Source organism: Myroides sp. TSA_177.3, from assembly GCF_052691955.1.
The window spans coordinates 140,837-160,170 of the sequence record NZ_JBQZGD010000001.1; the positions used below are offsets into that span (position 1 = coordinate 140,837).

Annotated in this window: 11 protein-coding genes; all 11 read left to right on the forward strand. The window is 37.2% G+C overall.

The window, feature by feature from the left end:
• The first annotated feature begins 23 nt into the window (after positions 1-23).
• The 11 genes from nrfD (at position 24) to sov (ending at position 19,295) form a co-directional block, all read left to right on the forward strand.
• Positions 24-1,433, forward strand: a complete 1,410-nt coding sequence (nrfD, locus tag ACUTSE_RS00610) for an NrfD/PsrC family molybdoenzyme membrane anchor subunit (RefSeq protein ID WP_002989851.1) — start codon at positions 24-26, stop codon at positions 1,431-1,433.
• Positions 1,434-1,439: 6 nt separating this feature from the next.
• Positions 1,440-1,961: a DUF3341 domain-containing protein gene (locus ACUTSE_RS00615; RefSeq protein WP_002989852.1), complete on the forward strand. Its 522-nt coding sequence runs from the start codon at positions 1,440-1,442 to the stop codon at positions 1,959-1,961.
• Between the two features lie 7 nt (positions 1,962-1,968).
• Complete coding sequence (locus ACUTSE_RS00620; RefSeq protein ID WP_060872985.1) at positions 1,969-2,517, forward strand: c-type cytochrome; 549 nt, start codon at positions 1,969-1,971, stop codon at positions 2,515-2,517.
• A gap of 31 nt (positions 2,518-2,548) precedes the next feature.
• The gene (locus tag ACUTSE_RS00625; RefSeq protein ID WP_002989855.1) at positions 2,549-3,853 is read left to right on the forward strand and encodes a hypothetical protein; all 1,305 of its coding nucleotides are present in this window, start codon (positions 2,549-2,551) and stop codon (positions 3,851-3,853) included.
• Between the two features lie 17 nt (positions 3,854-3,870).
• Positions 3,871-5,043 carry a cytochrome c oxidase subunit II gene (locus tag ACUTSE_RS00630; protein WP_445638860.1) on the forward strand — a complete coding sequence of 391 codons (1,173 nt, stop codon included), beginning with the start codon at positions 3,871-3,873 and terminating at the stop codon, positions 5,041-5,043.
• Positions 5,044-5,070: 27 nt separating this feature from the next.
• Positions 5,071-6,867: a cytochrome c oxidase subunit I gene (locus tag ACUTSE_RS00635; protein ID WP_060872673.1), complete on the forward strand. Its 1,797-nt coding sequence runs from the start codon at positions 5,071-5,073 to the stop codon at positions 6,865-6,867.
• An 84-nt stretch (positions 6,868-6,951) separates the two neighbouring features.
• The gene (gene ruvB, locus ACUTSE_RS00640) at positions 6,952-7,974 is read left to right on the forward strand and encodes a Holliday junction branch migration DNA helicase RuvB (protein WP_002989861.1); all 1,023 of its coding nucleotides are present in this window, start codon (positions 6,952-6,954) and stop codon (positions 7,972-7,974) included.
• A 6-nt stretch (positions 7,975-7,980) separates the two neighbouring features.
• A complete protein-coding gene (gene queG / locus ACUTSE_RS00645) occupies positions 7,981-8,904 on the forward strand; it encodes a tRNA epoxyqueuosine(34) reductase QueG (protein ID WP_445638861.1) in 924 nt (307 codons plus the stop codon).
• Positions 8,905-8,967: 63 nt separating this feature from the next.
• On the forward strand, positions 8,968-11,247 hold the full coding sequence (locus tag ACUTSE_RS00650) for an NADP-dependent malic enzyme (RefSeq protein ID WP_445638862.1): 2,280 nt from the start codon (positions 8,968-8,970) through the stop codon (positions 11,245-11,247).
• A gap of 92 nt (positions 11,248-11,339) precedes the next feature.
• Complete coding sequence (gene ruvA / locus ACUTSE_RS00655; RefSeq protein WP_002989866.1) at positions 11,340-11,921, forward strand: Holliday junction branch migration protein RuvA; 582 nt, start codon at positions 11,340-11,342, stop codon at positions 11,919-11,921.
• Between the two features lie 3 nt (positions 11,922-11,924).
• Positions 11,925-19,295, forward strand: coding sequence for a T9SS outer membrane translocon Sov/SprA (gene sov, locus ACUTSE_RS00660; RefSeq protein WP_445638863.1), 7,371 nt, complete (start codon positions 11,925-11,927; stop codon positions 19,293-19,295).
• The last annotated feature ends 39 nt before the right edge of the window (positions 19,296-19,334 follow it).

Sequence of the window (19,334 nt, forward strand, 5' to 3'; positions counted from 1 at the left end):
ATTAAAGAAACATATAAAGGATTATGTCGTCACATTACGAAGCACCCATTAGAAAACCTTTAGTTATCGGTAAGAAATCTTACCACGATATAACTGTGGATGTGGCTAGACCTGTTGAAGGACGAGCAAATAAATTATGGTGGAGAGTTTTCACTATTGCTTTGTTAGCTTTCCTATGGGGAGTAGGCTGTATGGCTTATACTGTAGGAACAGGTATAGGTACTTGGGGATTAAATAAAACTGTTGGATGGGCTTGGGATATTACCAATTTCGTTTGGTGGGTTGGTATCGGTCACGCCGGTACATTAATTTCTGCTGTATTATTATTATTTAGACAAAAATGGAGAATGGCTATTAACCGTTCTGCTGAGGCAATGACAATTTTCTCAGTAGTTCAGGCTGGTTTATTCCCTATTATACATATGGGTCGCCCTTGGTTAGCGTACTGGGTATTACCTATTCCAAACCAATTCGGTTCGTTATGGGTAAACTTTAACTCACCGTTATTATGGGACGTATTCGCGATTTCTACGTATTTATCAGTATCATTAGTATTCTGGTGGACTGGTTTATTACCTGACTTCGCAATGTTACGTGATAGAGCTATCACCCCATTTACAAAAAGAGTTTATTCAATTCTATCTTTCGGTTGGTCGGGTAGAGCAAAAGACTGGCAACGTTTTGAGGAAGTTCACTTAGTATTAGCTGGTTTAGCTACTCCTCTTGTACTTTCTGTACACACGATTGTATCTTTTGACTTTGCTACGTCAGTAATCCCAGGATGGCATACAACAATCTTACCTCCGTACTTCGTTGCGGGTGCGATCTTCTCTGGATTCGCAATGGTAAACACGTTGTTGATCATCATGAGAAAAGTATCGAACTTAGAAGATTATATTACAGTTCAGCACATTGAGTTGATGAACATCATCGTAATGATTACAGGATCTGTGGTTGGGGTTGCTTATATCACAGAGTTATGGGTAGCTTGGTATTCAGGAGTAGAGTATGAACAATACGCATTCTTGAACCGTGCTTCTGGTCCATACTGGTGGTCATACTGGTTGATGATGACTTGTAACGTAATTTCTCCACAAGTTATGTGGGTGAAAAAAATTAGAACTAACATTTTAGCTTCGTTTATTATCTCAATCGTTGTAAACGTGGGGATGTGGTTCGAGCGTTTCGTAATTATCGTAACGTCGTTACACAGAGATTACTTACCGTCATCTTGGACAATGTTCCAACCAACATTTGTTGATGCTGGTATCTATATTGGAACAATCGGTTTCTTCTTCGTATTATTCTTGTTATATTCAAGAAGTTTCCCTGTAATTGCGCAAGCAGAGGTGAAAACTATCTTGAAATCATCAGGTGAATACTACAAAAAAGAAAGAGATAGTAAAGAAGGTCATCAATCATTAAATCACTAATTCGTTATGAGTAATAAGTTTATTCACGCAATATACAATGATGATGATGTGTTGTTAGATGCAGTTAAAGAAACGAGATCTGCTCACCATCACATTGAAGAGATATACACGCCTTTCCCAGTTCACGGACTAGATAAGGCGATGGGATTAAAACCAACTAGATTAGCTATTTGTGCATTCTTATACGGTTTAGTAGGTTTAGCATTTGGAACAAGCATGATGTATTTCATTATGATTGTGGATTGGCCGCAAGATATTGGAGGTAAACCTAGTTTTAGTTTTATTCAAAATATGCCAGCTTTCGTGCCTATTATGTTTGAGATGACTGTGTTGTTTTCTGCTCACTTAATGGTATTAACTTTCTTCTTTAGAAGTAAATTATGGCCATTTAAAACAGCTGAAAACCCAGATGTAAGAACAACTGATGACCATTTCTTAATGGAGGTTGCTTTACATGGAGACGAAAATACTGCAATTGAATTTTTCAAAGGTACAGGAGCAGTTGAAGTTAAAGTAATTGAAAAGTAATAGTAGCATGAAATCGATATATAAAATAGTAACTTTAGCAGGTGTAGCTGTTTTGACTACGTCGTGTTTTAATAAAGAGCGTCCTAACTATCAGTTTATGCCTAATATGTACGAATCTGTTGCATATGAAACATACGCTGAAGTTCCGACTACTGTTTTTGCAAATGGTAAGGAAGGACAACTTCCTGCAGAGGGATCTGTGCCTCGTGGATTTCAACCAGAAGAGTATGCTGATACTCCAGAAGGTTTGGCTGAAGCAAGACTACATTTAAAATCACCCTTAACTGCAGATGAAAAAGATTTAGAGAAAGGTAAAGCGTTGTATGCAATTTACTGCTCAGTTTGTCACGGTGCAAAAGGAGATGGAAAAGGTAATTTAGTGAAAAGAGAGAAATTCTTAGGGGTTCCTAACTATCATGATAGAGAACTTACAGAAGGAGGAATTTATCACGTTATTACTTATGGTTTGAATTCAATGGGATCACATAAAAACCAATTAACGCAACATGAGCGTTGGTTAGTTACTGATTATGTGCTTAAATTGAAATCAGAATAATAAATTGTAAAACTTAGTTGAAAGTTTAGATATGTACACATTATCAAAAAATTTGAAAACCTTTGCGTTAGTCCTGATGGTTCTAGGATTAGTAGGGATTGCGTATGGGTTTTTCAGTGCACCAAAGACAACTGCTGATGTAGAGCAGATTTTAAATGAGCAAGCTCACCATGGTGGTGGACATCACGCAGATCACAGCGAAGTTTCGGATGCTGATCACGATGCTCATCAAAAACATTTAGAGCATGTGCTAACACAGATGCAAAATAAACCTTGGACAGCTGTATATGTTGCTTGTATTTTTGTAATGCTTGTTTCTCTTGGGATTTTAGCTTTTTACGGAATCAATCACGCAGCAGCAGCAGGATGGTCTCCAGTTCTTTTCCGTGTTATGGAAGGATTGACGGCTTATTTATTGCCTGGGTCTATTATATTCTTCCTTTTATTAGTAGCAAGTTCACTAGGAGGTAACCACCTATTCATTTGGATGGATCCTGCTATTGTTGAACACGACGCTTTGATTCAAGGAAAAACAGGTTACTTGAATATTCCATTTTTCTTGATAAGAGCAATCATTTTCTTAGGTGGTTGGAACTTATATAGAATCTATATGAGAAAGCAATCGTTGAAATTAGACGAAACAGGTGATTTAACATTCCACAAAAAAATGTTTAAAGCATCTGCTGGTTTCTTAGCTTTCTTTATTGTTACTGAATCAATGGCTTCATGGGACTGGATTATGTCTATTGATACACACTGGTACAGTACTTTATTCGGATGGTACGTATTTGCTAGTTTCTTTGTAACTGGTATTACTACTATCGCGTTTACTACTTTGTATTTGAAAGGAAAAGGTTACTTAGAATTCGTGAACACAAGTCACATTCACGATTTAGCTAAATTTATGTTTGGTTTAAGTATTTTCTGGACTTATCTTTGGTTCTCGCAATTCATGTTACAGTGGTACTCAAATATTCCAGAAGAGGTTACATACTTTATCTTCAGAATTCAAGAGTATAACTTACCATTCTTCGGAATGTTAGTATTGAACTTCGTGTTGCCTTTATTATTATTGATCAACACAGATTTCAAACGTCTATCTTGGATTGTAGTTATGGCTGGTACTTGTATTATTGTAGGTCACTATTTAGACTTCTTTATTATGATTAGCCCTGGTACTGTTGGTGGATCTTGGTTTATCGGTGTTCCTGAAATTGCAGCGTTAATGTTCTTCATCGGATTATTTATCTATGTTGGATTTACAGCAATTTCTAAAGCTCCATTATTAGCTAAGAACAACCCGCTAATCGAAGAAAGTAAACATTTTCATTATTAATAATTAAAAATAAACCAATGACTAGTTTATTAATAGTAGCGATAGTTGTATTATTGGGAATTGCAATTTGGCAATTGACTAAGATATTTGATTTAACGCAAGTAGGGTCAGGTCCTGATGACTATTCATCTCAAGTAGCGAATCCAAAGGATAATAACATACAAGGTTATGTCGTTTTCGGTTTCCTAGCTTTCATCTACGTATTTACAATATTTTGTTTAGTAGAATATGGAAGTTTTCCATTAATGGGTGATTCAGCATCGGAACACGGAAAAACAGTTGATAATCTTATGTGGATTTCAATGGGATTAATTTTCTTTGTTCAGATTGTTACTCAATTCTTATTACACTACTTCGCATTTAAAGCACGTGGTATTAAAGGAAGAAAAGCAAGATACTTTTCTGATAATGATAAATTAGAAGCAGCTTGGACAATCATTCCAACAATTACGTTAACAGGTTTAATCCTTTACGGTTTGTTCGCTTGGAATGATATCATGTTTGTTGATCAAGAAGAAGAAGTAATCAACATCGAAGTGTATGCAAAACAATTCGCTTGGGATGTTCGTTATTCTGGTGAAGACAATACATTAGGAAAAGCTAACGTGCGTTTTATTAAAGGCGTTAACGTAGCAGGGGTTGATATGACAGACCCAAATGCTCAAGATGATAAAATGGCAAAAGAACTTCACTTACCAGTTGGAAAGAAAGTTGTTTTGAAATTTAGATCTCAAGACGTGTTACACTCGGCTTATTTGCCTCACTTTAGAGCGCAAATGAACTGTGTACCAGGGATGGTTACTCAATTCGCTTTTGTACCTAGCGTTACAACAGAAGAAATGAGAACTCGTGAATCGATTGTTAGTAAAGTGAATAATATTAATAATATTAGAGCTGAAAGAAGTCAAGAGCTTATCGCTGGAGGTCATGAGCCTTTAGATCCATATACATTTGATTACTTATTATTATGTAATAAAATTTGTGGAGCTTCGCACTATAACATGCAACTTAAAGTTGTTGTGTCTACAGAAGAAGAATTTAAATCTTGGTTAAAAGAGTTACCTACTTTAGCAGATCAAGTTGCTGCTGAAAATGGGGCTAAAGAAGAAGAAGTAGCTGCTCCTGCTGTTGAAACAGAAGTTATCACAGAAGAAGTAGAAACGGAAGCTATCGCTCAAGTAGTTAAATAATTCACGAATTAAATTAAAACTTATACTATGTCAGCAATAGGACACGAAATAATTAATGATCACGATCACGATCATCACGATAAAGGAAATTTCTTTACTAAATATGTATTTAGTTTAGATCACAAGATGATTGCAAAACAATACCTAATTACGGGTATTATTATGGGAATCATCGGGATTGTAATGTCCCTTTTATTTAGAATGCAAATTGCGTGGCCTGAAGAATCTTTTCAGGTATTCAAATGGTTACTAGGAGAAAAAATGGCTCCAGACGGAGTAATGAGAAATGATATTTACCTTGCTTTGGTTACAATGCACGGAACAATCATGGTATTCTTCGTATTAACTGCTGGTTTAAGTGGTACGTTCTCGAACTTACTTATTCCATTGCAAATTGGAGCACGTGATATGGCTTCAGGATTCATGAACATGTTATCTTACTGGTTCTTCTTTGTTTCTGCGGTATTAATGGTTATCTCAATCTTCGCAGAAGGTGGACCTGCTTCTTCAGGATGGACAATTTATCCTCCTTTAAGTGCACTTCCACAAGCAATCCCAGGTTCTGGTATGGGGATGACATTATGGTTAATCTCTATGGCTATCTTCATCGTTTCTTCTACAATGGGATCGTTGAACTACGTAGCTACTGTAGTTAACTTAAGAACAAAAGGAATGACGATGACAAGAATGCCTTTGACAATTTGGGCGTTATTTGTTACAGCTATTATCGGTATCGTATCGTTCCCAGTTCTTTTATCTGCTGCATTATTATTGATTTTCGATAGAAGTTTCGGTACTTCATTCTTCTTATCAGATATTTATTTAGCTGGAGAAGTTTTACATTACCAAGGAGGATCACCAGTATTGTTTGAGCACTTATTCTGGTTCTTAGGTCACCCTGAGGTATATATCGTAATCTTACCTGCAATGGGTATTACATCTGAAATTATCGCAACTTCTGCACGTAAACCAATCTTCGGATACCGTGCGATGATTGCTTCAATCTTAGGTATTGCGTTCTTATCAACAATCGTTTGGGGTCACCACATGTTCGTATCGGGTATGAACCCGTTCTTAGGATCTGTGTTTACTTTTACAACATTATTGATTGCAATTCCTTCTGCAGTAAAAGCGTTCAACTATATTACTACAATTTGGAGTGGTAATATCCAAATGAACCCTGCAATGTTATTCTGTATTGGTTTCGTTTCTACGTTCATTACAGGAGGTTTAACAGGTATTATCTTAGGAGATTCAACATTAGATATTAACGTACACGATACATATTTCGTTATCGCTCACTTCCACTTAGTAATGGGTATCTCTGCACTTTACGGAATGTTCGCTGGTATCTACCACTGGTTCCCTAAAATGTTCGGAAGAATGATGAATAAAAACTTAGGTTATATTCACTTCTGGGTAACTGCAGTTTGTGCGTACGGAGTATTCTTCCCAATGCACTTCATCGGATTAGCAGGTTTACCTCGTCGTTACTACTCAAATACAGCATTCCCATTATTTGATGAATTCTATGATGTGAACGTATTGATTACAGTATTTGCTTTAGTAGGAGCGGCATTCCAATTAGTATTCTTATGGAACTTCTTTGTTAGTATTTTCTACGGTAAGAGAGCACCTCAAAACCCTTGGAGATCAAACAGTTTAGAGTGGACTACTCCAGTAGAACACATCCATGGAAACTGGCCTGGTGAGTTACCAGTTGTTTACAGATGGCCTTATGACTATAGTAAACCTGGATTACCAGAAGATTACGCACCTCAAACTATGCCTTATATGGAAGGTGAGGAGCAATTACACCACTAAAATTAATTTAGTATAGATATAAAAACGCCATTCATTTTTGAATGGCGTTTTTTTGTATCCCTTTTTTTAATTTATCTTTGTTCTATGAATGAGAATTTAGATCCTACTACCAAGCATTTCAACCAAGAGGAATTCGATGTTGAAAAAAGACTGAGACCCCTATCATTTGATGATTTTGCGGGTCAAGATAGTGTTTTGGAAAACCTGAAAATATTTGTGGCTGCGGCAAATCAACGTGGGGAAGCCTTGGATCATGCTTTATTTCACGGACCTCCAGGATTGGGAAAAACGACGTTGGCTAATATTTTAGCGAATGAGTTGAATGTAGGAATCAAAATTACTTCAGGCCCCGTTTTGGATAAACCAGGAGACTTAGCTGGATTATTGACGAATCTGGAAGAACGTGATGTCTTGTTTATTGACGAGATTCATCGTTTAAGTCCTATTGTAGAGGAGTACTTATATTCTGCAATGGAAGACTTCAAAATTGATATTATGATTGAATCTGGGCCTAATGCGCGCTCGGTTCAAATTCACCTCAATCCGTTTACCTTAGTTGGTGCAACGACGCGTTCTGGTTTATTAACGGCTCCAATGCGTGCCCGTTTTGGGATTCAAAGTCGTTTGCAATATTATTCTAAAGAATTGTTGGCAACAATTATCGAACGAAGTGCTTCGATTCTCAATGTACCAATCGATTTAGAAGCTGCGATTGAAATTGCTGGACGTAGTCGTGGAACGCCGCGTATTGCCAACGCATTACTGCGTAGGGTGCGCGATTTCGCACAAATCAAAGGAAATGGTAGCATTGATATCGAAATCTCTAAATACGCTTTAAATGCGCTCCATGTGGATGCTCGTGGATTGGATGAAATGGATAATAAAATTCTCTCTACCATCATTGATAAATTTAAGGGAGGACCTGTAGGTCTATCAACTTTGGCTACTGCAGTATCGGAGAATGCGGAAACTCTAGAAGAAGTATATGAACCATACTTGATTCAAGAAGGATTCATTATCCGTACTCCTCGTGGTCGTGAAGCTACGGAGTTAGCGTTTAAACACCTTGGACGTACTAAATCTGTTGGTGGATTATTTGACTTGTAAATCTTTATGGATAAAAAATCTCATTATGCCGCACTCATTAAAGCCGAAGCAAAGCGCTTAGGTTTTTTGTCTTGTGGTATTTCTGAAGCTGGTTTTTTAGAAGAAGAAGCTCCACGCCTAGAAAAGTGGTTGAATGCCAATATGCATGGAAGTATGCAATACATGGAAAACCATTTTGACAAGCGCTTGAATCCAACCTTACTTGTCGAGGGAGCCAAAAGTGTTGTCTCGCTCTTGTTTAATTACTATCCGGAACAAGAACAGACAGATGGAGCTTATAAAATTTCAAAATACGCATATGGTGAGGATTATCACTACGTGGTTAAAGACAAATTAAAAGAACTACTGCATTTTATTCACGACAATATTGGCGCTGTGGATGGTCGTGCTTTTGTCGATTCTGCACCAATTTTAGATAAAGCTTGGGCAGCAAAAAGCGGATTAGGTTGGGTTGGAAAAAACAGCAACCTTATCTCAAAACAGGTGGGGTCTTTTTTCTTTATTGCGGAATTAATCATTGATTTAGAACTAGAATTAGATGGAGCTACTACAGATCATTGTGGAAAGTGCACCCGCTGTATAGATGCTTGCCCAACAGGGGCTATTGAAAGTGCTTATATCGTGAATGGATCCAAGTGCATTTCCTACTTTACCATTGAATTAAAAGACGATATTCCAGCCGAATTTGCAGGTCAATTTGACAATTGGATGTATGGTTGTGACGTCTGCCAAGACGTTTGTCCATGGAATCGCTTTGCTAAACCTCATAATGAACCTCGATTTACTCCTAACGAGGCGTTAATGAATTATTCCAACAAGGAGTGGGAAGAACTTACAAATGAGGTTTTTAATGATATCTTTAGAAAATCCGCAGTAAAAAGAACAAAGTATACGGGATTAGTGAGGAATATTAAATTTTTAAAGGAATAAAATTCTAACATTAAATTATCTTTAAAAAGAGGTAACTTTGTTTATTCGGTTAAAAATATTTTTATGAATAAAGAAAGCTTACGTAGGGAAGCGTTGTTATATCACGCAAAACCAACACCTGGAAAAATTCAAGTAGTACCTACAAAAAAATATTCTTCTCAACGAGATTTAGCATTGGCTTACTCACCTGGAGTAGCAGAGCCTTGTTTAGAAATTGCAAAAGATGTAAATAATGTTTATAAATATACAGCAAAAGGAAACTTAGTCGCTGTTATATCCAATGGTACTGCCGTTTTAGGATTAGGTAATATCGGTCCTGAAGCATCAAAACCTGTAATGGAAGGGAAAGGTCTTTTATTTAAGATCTTTGCTGATATAGATGTTTTTGATATTGAAGTAGATACTACAGATATCGATAAATTTATCGAGACAGTAAAAAACATTGCTCCAACCTTTGGAGGAATCAACTTAGAAGACATCAAGGCACCAGAATCTTTCGAAATTGAAAGAAGATTGAAAGAGGAATTGAACATTCCAGTAATGCACGATGACCAACATGGAACAGCAATTATTTCTGCGGCAGCTTTATTGAATGCTTTAGAATTAGCAGGAAAGAAAATTGACGAAGTGAAAATGGTGGTTTCAGGGGCAGGATCTGCTGCGATTGCTTGTGCTAATTTATACGTTGCATTTGGTGTAAAACAAGAAAACATTTTGATGTTCAACAGTAAAGGGGTATTGAAGAAAGGCGATGATCGCATTTCAGATATGCAACGTGAATTTGCTGTAGATTACGATATTTCATTGATGGATGCAATGAAAGGAAGTGATGTGTTCATCGGTCTTTCTACTGCGGATGTCGTAACTCCAGAAATGTTATTGGGAATGGCGGATAATCCTATTGTATTTGCAATGGCTAATCCAAAACCAGAAATCGATTACAATGTAGCGGTTCAAACACGTAAAGACGTGATCATGGCTACTGGTAGATCTGATTATCCAAACCAAGTGAATAACGTATTAGGATTCCCTTATATCTTTAGAGGAGCTTTGGATGTTCGTTCTACGAAAATCAACGAAGAAATGAAGATGGCAGCTGTAGTTGCGTTAGCTAAATTGGCTAAAGAACCGGTGCCAGAACAAGTGAATATCGCATACGGAGAAACTAAATTGAGCTTTGGTCGTGAGTATATCATTCCTAAGCCATTTGATCCTCGTTTAATTGCTGTAGTTCCACCAGCAGTTGCTAAAGCTGCAATGGAATCTGGATTGGCAGAAGCGCCGATAACGGATTGGGATAAATATAAGCAAGAGTTAGAAGAACGCATGGGTTCTGATAACAAATTAGTGCGTATGTTGTTTAATCGCGCTAAAATCGATGCAAAACGCGTGGTTTATGCTGAAGCAGATCACCTGGATGTATTGAAAGCTGCTCAAATCGCTTACGAAGAAGGAATTGCTACTCCAATTTTATTGGGAGATAAAGAAACCATCTTAGAGTTGAAAAAAGAGATTGAGTTTCATGCAGATGTTGAAATTATCGATCCTAAATCAGAACTTGAGAAAGAAAGAAGAGCTGTATTTGCAGATTTATACTGGAAAACAAGACAACGCAAAGGAATTACACAATACGAAGCGTCAAAATTAATGCGAGAGCGTAACTATTTTGCAGCGATGTTAGTGAATACTGGACAAGCAGATGTATTGTTAACTGGATATTCTCGTAGTTACCCTACTGTGGTAAAACCAATCTTAGAGTTAATTCCTCGTGCACAAGGAGTAGATAAAATTGCTACAGCTAACTTGATGATGACCAAAAGAGGTCCGATGTTCTTAGCAGATACAGCAATTAATCCAAATCCAACAGCTGAAGAATTAGCGAAAATCGCGGTTATGGTCGAGAAAACAGTGAAGATGTTTGGTTTAGATCCAGTTATCGCTATGTTATCGTATACTAACTTTGGTTCTGCAGAGCACGCTTCTCCAACAAAAGTAAAAGAAGCAGTGAAGATTTTACATGAATACTATCCAGAAATGGTGGTGGATGGAGAAATTCAAATGGATTTTGCTTTGAACAACGAGATGTTAAAATCGAAGTTTCCTTTCTCTAAATTGGTAAATAAAAAAGTGAATACATTAGTTTTTCCAAACTTGGATTCAGCAAATATTACCTACAAAATGTTGAAAGAATTAAATAAAGCGACTTCAATCGGACCAATTATTATGGGACTTGAAAAAGCCGTTCACATTTTCCAATTAGGCGCAAGCGTGGATGAAATGGTGAATATGACAGCGGTAGCTGTGGTGGATGCTCAAGTAAGAGAGAGCCGCAAGAAAAAATAAAAAAATAAAAACAAAAATCTTCCTTGGTTTGCCTTTCATTATGTTAGTAAATAGTTAAAATTATTTACTATTTTTGATGAAAATTAGATAGTATGATTGCGCAGATTCAAGGAAGATTAATTGAAAAAACACCTACCGAAGTGATTATTGATTGTCACGGTGTAGGATACCAAATAAATATATCACTTTATACGTATTCGCTTATTGGTGCTGATGAGAACCTTAAGTTGTATACCTTTCTTCAAATTAAAGATGATGCGCATACTTTATTCGGATTTATCGATAAAGTGGAGCGTGAATTATTTAAACTTTTAATCTCAGTTTCTGGAGTGGGTGGAAATACCGCTCGAAACATTTTATCTTCTACTGTACCCAAAGAATTATTGCAAATGATTGCGAATGCGGATGCAAAGAGCATTCAGCGTATCAAAGGGATTGGAGCTAAAACGGCTCAACGAATTATATTAGACTTACAGGAAAAAGTACTGAAACTTTATAATATTGATGAAGTTTTGCCTACAATTAACAATACAAATGCCGATGAAGCGTTATCTGCTTTAGAGGTTCTTGGTTTTGTGCGCAAAACTGCTGAAAAAGTGGTAGATGTAATTCTAAAAGCTAATCCTGAGGCCTCTGTAGAAGATATTATTAAACAAGCATTAAAAAAGTTGTAAGTCTTGGGAGGTTTCTTTGTTTTTCACCGGAAGTTGGCTTTCTGTATATTTTTTGTTTTGTGCAGCACGTGGAGTGGTCTTGCACAAAATAACACATTGAATCAACCCAATGATTCTATTCCACAGCCAGCTTATGATATGGGTAATATCGCATTGCCTGATCCAGAAATTATCAAGGAATCGTATAGCTATGATCCATTAACGGATCAATATTACTACACCAAAGTGGTGAGTGATTTTAATTTGAGTTTACCGTTGATTTTGTCGCGCCAAGAGTATGAAAAAATCTTGATGCGTGCAGAAATGCGTCGTTATTTCTCTCAGAAGTTTAATGCAGTCAACGGAACATTGGAAGATCCAGCTGCACAACGTGATATGTTACCACGCTATTATGTCAATTCAAAATTGTTTTCAGGGATATTTGGATCCAATGAAATTGATGTAAAACCAACTGGTTCTGTGGAGTTCGATATGGGAATTCGCCATACAAAACAAGAAAATCCATTGATGTCGAGCCGAAATAGAAAATCGACAACGTTTGATTTTGATCAGCGCATTAGCATGGGATTGCAAGGAATGGTGGGTACGCGATTAGCAGTGAATGCCAATTATGATACCCAAGCGAGTTTTGACTTCCAGAACATCATGAAATTGGAATATGCACCTGATGAAGATGATATTGTACAAAAAGTAGAAGTGGGTAACGTGAGCATGCCGATTAGTGGTTCCTTAATTCGAGGAGCACAAAGTTTATTCGGGGTGAAAACGGAACTTAAATTCGGTAAAACAACAATTACAGGAGTTTTCTCGGAACAAAAATCACAGACAACTTCAGTGAATGCTGAAGGAGGAGGGATGTTGGAAGATTTTGAATTGTATGCATTAGACTACGATGAAGATCGACATTTCTTCTTATCGCAATACTTTAGAAGCAAGTATGACGAGGCATTGAAAAATTACCCTTACATCAATTCGAGAGTACGTATTACACGCGTGGAAGTTTGGGTAACCAATCGCTATAATCGCGTGAGTCAAACGAATAATAACTTGCGAAATATTGTGGCGATTCAAGATTTAGGGGAAGGATTTTTACGCAATGTCAAGTCGGAAAAAATATTTTCTCCCCGTGTGGATCCTGCTGCTTTCGTATTGAATAAAACAATTGACGCACCGACAGATAATAAAAATAACCAGTATGACCCTGGGAAAATTGGAAGTAACTACTTAACACCTTCTATCCGAACTTCAGGTATTGGAGGTAGTGGGTTTACCAATAGCGTACAAGAGGGATTGGATTATGCTCGTTTAGAAAGTGCAAGAAAATTAAGTCCAAATGAGTTTACCTTTCATCCACAATTGGGGTATATCTCTCTTCAACAGCGTTTGTCAAATGATGAAGTTTTAGCTGTCGCTTTCCAATATACCATTGGAGATAAAGTATACCAAGTAGGGGAATTCGGAACAGATGGCGGAAGTTCAAACGTTGAAACAAATATTCCTGGACAAACAGATCCGGATGCTCAAGTACCATTAGCGCAAGCCTTAGTGGTGAAGATGTTGAAGAGTTCTTTAACTTTAACGAGTGCGCCAGTTTGGAATTTGATGATGAAAAATATCTATCAGATACCAAACGCGATGAATATTTCACAAGATAAATTCCGCTTTAATTTATTATATACTGACCCAAGTCCGCTGAATTACATCAGTCAAGCGGGAGATTTACCTTTGCCAGAAGGTGTAGATCGCACGCCATTATTGAAAGTATTTCACTTGGATCGCTTGGATTCATCGAATAACCCACAAAATGGAGGGGATGGATTTTTCGATTACTTGGCACAAGGAAGTGCGACCAATGGATTAGATCCTGCTACCGGAAGTTTTGGAAATAACAATAACAACAACGGATACGGTGGGAATAATTCTTATGGAGGTGGATATGGAAATAACTCCAACCAGAACCAGTACAACAATAATACCTTTGATGGTATAACCATTGATGCCGTTAATGGGCGAATTATTTTTACAACAGCAGAGCCTTTTGGAGCGCATTTATTCGATAAGTTAAAGAGTAAAATGGATGAAGATTATGATGTTTCTGCGTCATACAACTCCAACCAGAAAAAATATGTATTCCGCGAATTATATTCGAATACCAAATCATCTGCAATTCGAAATCAAAGTAGCAAGAATAAATTCCAATTAAAAGGGAAGTATTCAAGTGTAAGTGGACAAGGAATTCCGATTGGGGCGTTTAATATTGCACCTGGATCAGTTGTCGTGAATGCAGGTGGAAGAGTGTTGGCTGAAGGAGTAGATTATACGGTTGACTATACAGGAGGTCGTGTTATGATTCTAGATGAAGCTTTGCTTGCTTCGAATACGCCAATTAATATTTCTGTTGAAAATAATACAATGTTTGGGCAACAGACCAAACGTTTCTTTGGATTGAATATTGATCACCAATTCAGTAAAGATTTTAAAATCGGAGGTACATTCTTGCGCTTGTCTGAAAAACCAATGACGCATAAATCAGTCTATGGACAAGAGTCTGTAAACAATACGATTTGGGGATTCAATATGCAATATTCGACAGAAGTACCGTTCTTGACGCGTATGGTTAATAAATTACCAAACATTGATACCGATGTTGAATCTCGTGTTTCAGTACGTGGAGAGTTTGCTTATTTACAGCCTGGAGCTTCAAAGAATGACCAGATGAATGGTGAAGCAACGGTGTATATTGATGATTTTGAAGGAGCACAATCGCGTATTGATATCCGATCGCCTTTAGCGTGGAAATTATCGAGTACTCCAGTTGGGTTTTTCAAAAAAGATGCGAATACCTATGAGGATCCTAACAACTTACCACATTCATTAGAAGATGGATTCCGCCGAGGTAAATTAGCCTGGTATACCATTGACCCTACTTTTTATGTAGGAGCTAAACCAAATGGAGTTGGTATAGAAGATATGTCTTCGAACCGCACAAGAAGAATTTATAGTGAAGAGTTATTTGCTACCAAAGATATCGCCTATGGAGAGAGTCGCGTAATTACAACGTTAGATATGTCTTTCTATCCAGAAGAACGCGGACCATATAATTTTAACCCTGATTATTTACAGTCTTTAAAATCGAAGACACCGCGTAAAAACTGGGGAGGTGTTATGCGTGGATTGGCAACAACTAACTTTGAACAAGCCAATATTGAGTTCGTTGAATTTTGGGTATTAGACCCATATGTGGGACGATCTAATGATGTATTACCTGAACGAAATAGTGGAGAATTACGTCTGAACTTCGGATTTATCTCGGAAGATATTTTGCGAGATGGTTACAAACAATATGAAAATGGATTGCCAGGTGTTGGTAGCACTGTTGCAACGATTGAAACTATCTGGGGGAAAGTACCTGCAGCGCCATCGTTAATTTATGCGTTTGATGTAAATGCAGAAAGTAGACGTTTACAAGACGTCGGATTAGATGGATTAAGCGATGAGGAAGAACGTATAAAATTTGCTGATTTTGCTGGATTCTCTGATCCTGCTGCGGATAATTTTGTACACTACCTTGATGCGGAGGGAAGTATCTTAGAGCGTTATAAAAATTACAATGGACTAGAAGGAAATTCACCAACAACAGGAACAAGAGGAGGAAATAACCAACCAGATGCAGAAGATATTGATGGGGATAATACCATGAATACCATTGATGCTTATTTTGAATACGCAGTAAAAATTAAAGCAAATCCTGAAGTAGGTGAAAATTACGTAACGGATATTAGAAATACTACGGCGCAATTAGCTGACGGATCTGTAACTCCGGTACGTTGGGTTCAGTATAAAGTGCCTATCGATGAAAATGGAAAGAAAATTGGAATGATTGACGATTTCCGTTCGATGCGTTTTATGCGTATGTATTTAACTGGATTTGAAAGTGACATCACCTTGCGCTTTGGAAGTTTAGACTTAGTGCGTTCTGATTGGAGAAGATACAATGCGAGTTTGCAAAATGACAAGGATAATAACCCATTGCCATTACGTCCAAATACAGGATTCGATGTTACGTCAGTAAGTGTACAAGATAACTATGACAGAAAACCAATTCCGTATGTAATTCCTCCAGGAGTTAAACGCGAACAATATTATGTGAACAATACAGTTGTTGCACAAAATGAGCAATCATTGTCATTAAAAGTATATCCAATTGAAACAGGAAAAACTCCAGATGGATTAGCGCCTGGTGATTCAAGAGGAGTGTATAAAAACTTCAACCTAGATCTTCGTCGCTACAACAAGTTGCGTATGTTTATCCACGCAGAAGCTTTAGAAAATAGCACCATGCGTTTACGCGATGATGAAATGGTAGCCTTTATTCGTTTGGGAACGGATATTACGGATAACTTCTACCAAGTGGAAATTCCATTGAAAGTAACGAATTTTGGAGAAGCAAATCCAGATTTAATCTGGCCAGAAGCGAATGAGTTAGAATTGAAACTAGAACTTTTGACAAAGTTGAAAGTGATGTTTATGAACGAGGTTGGAAAGCAAGAACGCTTAACAGATATCTTCTTTAAAGAAGAAGAGGAACTGAGCGGAGGAGCTTCGCGTGAAAATAAATTGCGTTACGGAATTAAGGGGAATCCAAACTTTGGAAATGTTCGCGTGATTATGATTGGTTTGCGTAATGATTTAGATCGTTATGGGGCAACAGGAGATTTAGCAGGTGAATTCTGGTTTGACGAATTGAGAATGTCAGACATGGATAATAAAGGGGGCTGGGCAGCTACATTAAGTGTGGATGCAAACTTGGCTGATTTTGCTAATATTTCTGCAACAGGAACAAAACGCACGATCGGATTTGGAGGATTGGAACAAGGACCAAATCAACGAAGTAAAGAAGACTTTAAATCGTATAGCATTGTTACGAATGTGAACTTAGGACAATTGCTTCCGAAGAACTGGAGAATTAACCTGCCATTTAACTATGCAATTAGCGAGGAGTTTATAACGCCAGAGTTCGATCCAGCAAACCCAGACGTGAAGTTGAAAACCATGAAATCTGTAGCTGGTTCTTCAGCAATGGCAGATGAAATTGAAAAACGCGCAACGGATTATACCAAGCGAAGAAGTATCAACTTTATTGGGGTAAATAAACAGAAAGATCCAGAGAGTAAAAAGAGAATTTACGACATTGAAAATATAACGTTATCGCATTCGTACAACGAGGTGATTCACCATGATTTTGAAGTAGAATCCATGATTGATCAACAAACGAGATCGGCTTTGGATTATGCGTATAGCTTTGAGGTAAAACCAATCGAGCCATTCAAAAAAATGGAGTTTATGAAAGGGAGATATTGGCAAATATTGAAGGATTTTAACTTCAATTATCTACCGTCTAATATCATGTTTAGTAGTAATATCATGCGTCAATATAACAAACAACAATTCCGCTTGATTGACGTGGAAGGAATTGGATTGGATCCGTTATACAGACGTAATTATTATTTCAATTACAACTATGGATTTAATTTCGATTTGACGAAATCACTGCGTTTAAATTACGTTGGAGGAAGTAATAATATTGTTCGAAATTATTATGACAGTCAATTTAATGTAATTGAAAACAGCACGATTTGGGATGATTATTTCAACGTTGGAGAACCGAATCAGTTTACGCAACAGTTTACATTGAATTACGATTTACCGCTAAATAAAATACCTTTCCTTGCTTTTGTTCGCTCTTCGTATGCGTATACAGGAACGTACAATTGGCAACGTGCTTCGGATGCATTTAGTCAGATTGAATTTGATGGGGTTAATTATAACTTAGGTAATACCATCCAAAACTCAAGAACGCAACAATTAAATACAACCTTCAGTTTAGAAACGTTGTATCGCTACGTTGGATTAGTAAAACGCAATACAGCGAAGAAAACGCCTGCGAAGAAAGCTGCGATTGTACCTGGTCAAAAAGTGGTGCAAAACAAAGAAAAAGAAGGAGGATCTACAGGAGGTGCTTTAACTGATTTTGCTATTGGATTGTTGACATCTGTAAAAACGATTCAGATTAACTATTCAGAAAACAGTGGAACTGTTTTACCTGGATTTATGCCAAGTGTTGGATTCTTCGGAACATCAAAACCAACTATGGGATTTGTCTTCGGAGATCAAGCTGATGTGCGTTATCAAGCGGCAAGTCACGGGTATTTAACCAACTTCCCTGAGTTTAACCAAGAGTATACAGAAGTGTCAAATAAGACGCTAAACTTTACAGCGAGTGTTAATCCTATTCCAGATTTGACGATTGATGTAACAGGAAGAAGAATGAAGTCGGAGAATTATGCAGAACAATTCCAAGTGCTGAATAATGAATACCAATCTCAGTCGCCGTATAATTATGGAAACTTCAGTATTTCAACTATTATGTTGAGTAGTGCTTTTTCAAGTAATTCACTAGAGTATTCAGCAGCATTTGAACGCATGAAAGAAAATCGTTTGATTGTAGCGAATCGCCTAGCAACAGCAAGAGGAATTGATATCAATGATCCAGCTAATTTAGATAAAGAAGGATTCCCTATCGGATACAGCAAAGGAAGCCAAGAAGTATTACTTCCATCTTTCTTAGCTGCTTATACGGGTAAAGGGGCAGACAAGGTATCTACGAGTATGTTTAGAGATATTCCATTGCCAAACTGGAACCTTCGTTATACAGGGTTAATGCGCATTCCGTGGATTAAGAGTAAATTCAGAAGATTCTCTATACATCATGGGTATACAGCAACGTATGCCTTGGGTTCTTTTAGCTCGAATTTTGAATACTATGAGAAACCAAATGAGGTGAATCAATATGGAAATTACCCTGCTCAAACAGTCGTAAATAATGCTATTTTAACGGAGCAATTTAACCCGTTAATTCGCTTTGATTTGGAAACAAATTCGGCCATTAAAATCTTGGCAGAAATTAGAAAAGATAGAACCTTGGCGTTGAGTTTTGACAACAACCTCTTAACGGAAACCTCCGGAAACGATTATGTAATCGGATTGGGATACCGAATTAAGAATGTTGGATTCAATTCCATGTATGCAAATAACGGAATGGGAGGGCGTATTGAAAGCGACATCAACATCAAAGTTGATTTGACCTTGAGCAAACGCGAAACGATTGTACGTTATTTAGATTACAACAACAACCAAGTGGGAGGTGGACAAGATATGTGGAAGTTATTGATTACAGCAGATTACATGCTGAGTAAGAATTTAACTGCGATATTCTTCTACGATCATTCTTTCTCTAAAGCGGTTATTTCAACGATGTACCCAATTACAAATATTCGTACCGGATTGACGATGCGATATAGTTTTGGAAATTAGTTGAATTTGTTTCGAAATCTATAAGATTGTTATACATTT

Coding starts and splice junctions, on each gene's coding strand:
- nrfD (WP_002989851.1), top strand. CDS start 24: ATGTCGTCACATTACGAAGCACCCATTAGAAAACCTTTAGTTATCGGT.
- ACUTSE_RS00615 (WP_002989852.1), top strand. CDS start 1,440: ATGAGTAATAAGTTTATTCACGCAATATACAATGATGATGATGTGTTG.
- ACUTSE_RS00620 (WP_060872985.1), top strand. CDS start 1,969: ATGAAATCGATATATAAAATAGTAACTTTAGCAGGTGTAGCTGTTTTG.
- ACUTSE_RS00625 (WP_002989855.1), top strand. CDS start 2,549: ATGTACACATTATCAAAAAATTTGAAAACCTTTGCGTTAGTCCTGATG.
- ACUTSE_RS00630 (WP_445638860.1), top strand. CDS start 3,871: ATGACTAGTTTATTAATAGTAGCGATAGTTGTATTATTGGGAATTGCA.
- ACUTSE_RS00635 (WP_060872673.1), top strand. CDS start 5,071: ATGTCAGCAATAGGACACGAAATAATTAATGATCACGATCACGATCAT.
- ruvB (WP_002989861.1), top strand. CDS start 6,952: ATGAATGAGAATTTAGATCCTACTACCAAGCATTTCAACCAAGAGGAA.
- queG (WP_445638861.1), top strand. CDS start 7,981: ATGGATAAAAAATCTCATTATGCCGCACTCATTAAAGCCGAAGCAAAG.
- ACUTSE_RS00650 (WP_445638862.1), top strand. CDS start 8,968: ATGAATAAAGAAAGCTTACGTAGGGAAGCGTTGTTATATCACGCAAAA.
- ruvA (WP_002989866.1), top strand. CDS start 11,340: ATGATTGCGCAGATTCAAGGAAGATTAATTGAAAAAACACCTACCGAA.